General features: G+C 62.8%; 3 protein-coding genes. 2 read left to right on the forward strand and 1 reads right to left on the reverse strand.

The features are described from left to right. On the forward strand, positions 1-339 hold a 339-nt coding region (locus ACK59X_RS11415), incomplete at its 5' end, for a hypothetical protein (protein ID WP_409957434.1). A gap of 16 nt (positions 340-355) precedes the next feature. Further along, positions 356-1,084 (forward strand): hypothetical protein, encoded by a 729-nt coding sequence (locus ACK59X_RS11420; RefSeq protein WP_409957435.1) that lies wholly within the window; start codon positions 356-358, stop codon positions 1,082-1,084. Positions 1,085-1,222: 138 nt separating this feature from the next. Here ACK59X_RS11420 and ACK59X_RS11425 read toward each other — a convergent pair whose 3' ends face one another. After that, positions 1,223-3,757, reverse strand: coding sequence for a DUF3987 domain-containing protein (locus ACK59X_RS11425; RefSeq protein WP_409957436.1), 2,535 nt, complete (start codon positions 3,755-3,757; stop codon positions 1,223-1,225). Positions 3,758-3,776 lie beyond the last annotated feature (19 nt).

Genomic DNA, 3,776 nt, shown 5'->3' on the forward strand with positions numbered 1-3,776 from the left:
TTTGACGGCCGACCGATGGTGATGCCGGGCCCAGTTGGCAACGAGGTGCACCCGGCGCCCCTGATCACCACCGCCTCCGCCCAGACCTACGCCGAGGCCCTGGCCGCGCACAGGGTTGAGCGGGCCGTGGCGGCAGAGCGGGAGCGTTATCTGTCGCTTGTTCAGGCGACCGAGGACATCCTAGAAGACGGCCACATGAACACGGAATACCTCGCTCGGCTGCGTAGCGGGTATCTGTTCGTGATGGATGGCGCGGAAGACCAGCCGCAAGTAAATTCTGACGGTACGCCTCATTGCATGGGCTGTGGTGCTGCTGACCCGGGCCTAACGCTAGGTTAAGCGGGGACCAACAGCCATGACCATGATGGAAGACGCACAGGTGCTGGCCGCTGTTGGGCCTCCGCTTGAACCGTCAGTTAGCCCGCAGTTTCCGGCGCGTGAGCTGACGTTTGAGAAGCCGGCCGCCTGGCAGGCGCCTGCGCTCAGTGCCTTTGTGAAGCAGCACCACTACTCGAAGGCATGCCCGCCCGGCATGCACTGGTTCAGCGCTTGGCACGGCGCCGAACTGGTAGGCGTGATGCTGTTCAGAAAGCCGAGCTTGCCGAAGACCGGCGCGGCCTACGAGTGCGACCTTGAACTGAGCCGCGTTGTGCTGCTGGATAAGGCCGGTAAGAACAGCGAGAGCCGGTTCATTGGTTGGGCGCTGCGCTGGCTGAAGAAGCACACCGACAAGCGGGCAGTCATCAGCTTTGCAGACCCACGATTCGGCCACGTTGGCACGATCTACAAGGCGTCGAACTGGCAGTACCTGGGCCGCGAGAAAGGCCACGGGACGCGCCGCATTGTGGTGGACGGCGAGTGGTTGCACAGCAAGACTGCATATGACCGCTGGGGCATGAGTGGCGCGAACCTGATCGCGCACTTGGCGCCCCGCAAGGTCGAGGTGGTGGTGTGCCCGCCGAAGAACGTCTACCGCTACGCGCTGCGGGCTAACGTGCTTTCAACGAACGAAAACCAGCCTACACCTATCCCGGCCAGCTCAGGAATAGGCACAGGTAGGCAACCGCCCGCGACGGGCAAGTAACCGAAAACCCCATGGCACATGAGGTCCGTCGACAGGAGTGTAGACGGAGTGCGAAACGAGGCCAGCCGACGGTCCTCTAACCAATGTGCCTAACCGTCAACCCAAACAACAAGGGCCCCTCGGGGCCCTTTCTCATTGTCACCTGGTGCCGTCTCGCATCCCGCGCAGCTCGGACATCACGTCATCCCGCAACTCCCCGGTCACCTGTGTCGAGGGGCGCGCAAACACCCGCATACTCTCGGCAACACGTCGAGCCGTGGCCTTACGCACCTGGGTCCGGTAGTCGTTGAACTCGGTCAGAATCGCGGGGTTAATGACCCACTCGGCGATGTGTCGGAACTCCTGGGTCCGGTCATCTGTTCGCTTGACCCATCCTGCTTCCTCAAACATCACCATGGACGCCAGGATCAACTGGTCCTGAGCCCAGACATTCATGTTCACCCAGTTCTTCGAGTAGGCGTTCTTGATGTCGCTCATCGTCAGGGTCACCTTCTCAACCCTGAGTGCGATGTAGTCGCCCAGCCACTCCTGGAACGTGGCCCTCTCGCCCGTTGACCCAGCGAAGGCGTAACGGTACGCAGGCACCACGTAGCCCTTGGCGAACCGGATTACCCTGCGCATGAGGTCACCGGACACCTCGATGCTGAACGGTGCCTCCATGACGTGCCACACCAGCGCCAGCCGACCCACGGTGCCCTCCAGCTTACCAAACGCAGTCATGAACGTGGACGGCGAGCGCAGGAGGATCTCGTCCTGCTTGGCTGCGTTGTACCAGTGCTGGAACTCCCGGAACACCTCGGTAGCCTCGGCACTCAGTCGATAGGTATGGTGCGGCAGGGAGTACACGATGCGCAGAGTCTGCTCCCAGTCGCCAATGTTCGTCTCGTGGTCAGCCAGTGGTGTACCTACGCCCCAGTCACGCTCGCGCAGCACCGCGGGGATGAACCGCTGCAGCAGACCATCGGACGCCATCTCCTTGAGCGACCCGTGGAACACGTCGGGCTGAATGTTCCCGTAGATCGACAGGGCGAAGTTGTCGGCGTGCACGGTGCCCGCACCCACCCGGTCCATGATGTACTGCTGTGCCTCGTACCCCACGACCCAAGCTGATCGGTCTTCACCGCTGCTGTAGGACAGGAGTTTCTTGACCCATCCTGCCATCTCGTCCAGCACGCACAGGATGCCCCTGGAGCGTTCAGCCGCCAGGCGCACGAGTTTCTGACTGGTGACATCCGACACCGTGATCCGCACAGGTACGGGCTTCGGGGGCAACTCGGGCACATGGGGCGCTTGCTCGTCAAGCATGGCCTCGGGTGAACCAGCGAAGTCAAGGAACGACTTCTTCGCTGCGGCCCAGCGCACCTCCTTGGCCTCCCAGTCCAGCAAATCCTTCTGGTACCGGGGTCGGTCCTCGATCTCGATCTTCTCAAGCGGCGCCAGCATCGGACGTGACGCCGGGGACTTCTTGAGTGCCGGGTTGCCAATCGTCATGCACCACAGTACCGGGGCCACCTTGAACCGGGGCAGCAGTTCAAGCCGGCTGCGCGAGTCAATGGCACCAGAGACTGCCGCCATCCCCGCGAACAGGGGGACCAATGGGTCACTGCCCATCTCCCGGGCTACCTGGGCCGCCCGGGTGGCCAGCACCTTTGGGAACAGGCTGACATCCACATCAGGGGGTGCGGGCTTCAACATCGTGCTGATGTCGCCCATGTGCAGCAGAGGCTTGGCGTCCGATGCGCTGAAGAGTGTGGTCACATCGGGCTCTGGGCGCTTCCACCCCGCCGACTGGGCCATGTGAATGAGACTGCCCAGGCGCACCACTGACGCCTTGTCAGTGCTGAAGCTGCGCCACTGCGCCACCATCTCCCGGTCACCGGGGTACTTGGCGGCAGATCCCTTGCTCCACTCGACCCACAGTGACTGCCCAAGACCAGCCTCACCCGATTGGGTTTCAGCCCAATGCAGGGCCATGCCGACCGTGATCCAGTCCTTGCGTGCACAGTCGGGGGACACGTAGGTGAGTGCGTCCTGGATCTCAATCCATGACACCTGGCCCGAGGTGCCCGCGGGGATGGACACCGACTGGATTGTCTCAACCATGCTGCGCCAGTAGGTCAGCAGCGCGTCAGGGATCGTGGGCAGTCGGGTCCAGTGTCCCCTGCCTGCCCAGCGGTAGGGCTGCCTGGTGTCGGGGTGGATTGACGGGGGCAGAACGTCCTGGACAGTCAGCGAGTTGGCCGTGCCGCAGCGCAGGTCCAGGTAGTTGTACGCCTGACCATCAGGGCGCTTGTCGATGCACTTCTTGGACGGCAGCACGACGCCCGTGGGCATCGCGTACAAGAGCTTCCCGTGCCCCTGTCTGCCCGAGTCGATGATGACCGCATCGGGGGCGTCGTAGAGCGCCTGGATGTCGATGCCGTGCATCATCAACTCGAACGCGGCACGGGACCAGTCGTCGATGTCAACGGCCATCGTGCCGCTGTACGCATGGGCCAGGCCTATCCCATGATCTAGGGGGAGGTCACCCGCTGACTTGAGGGTGTTTTCGACCTTGTTCCACCCCGGTGTGCGGGGCCCCTTGGTGCCGAAGGGGATCGGGACCAGCGCCCACCCGTGTCGTATGTAGCTGTCAACGGCTGACGGGTGTTGCACTGTATTGGGCTGTGACATAATGGCTGCGTCTCTTAGT

The sequence above is a fragment of the Acidovorax sp. genome, from assembly GCF_046339755.1.
GTDB lineage: Bacteria > Pseudomonadota > Gammaproteobacteria > Burkholderiales > Burkholderiaceae_C > Acidovorax.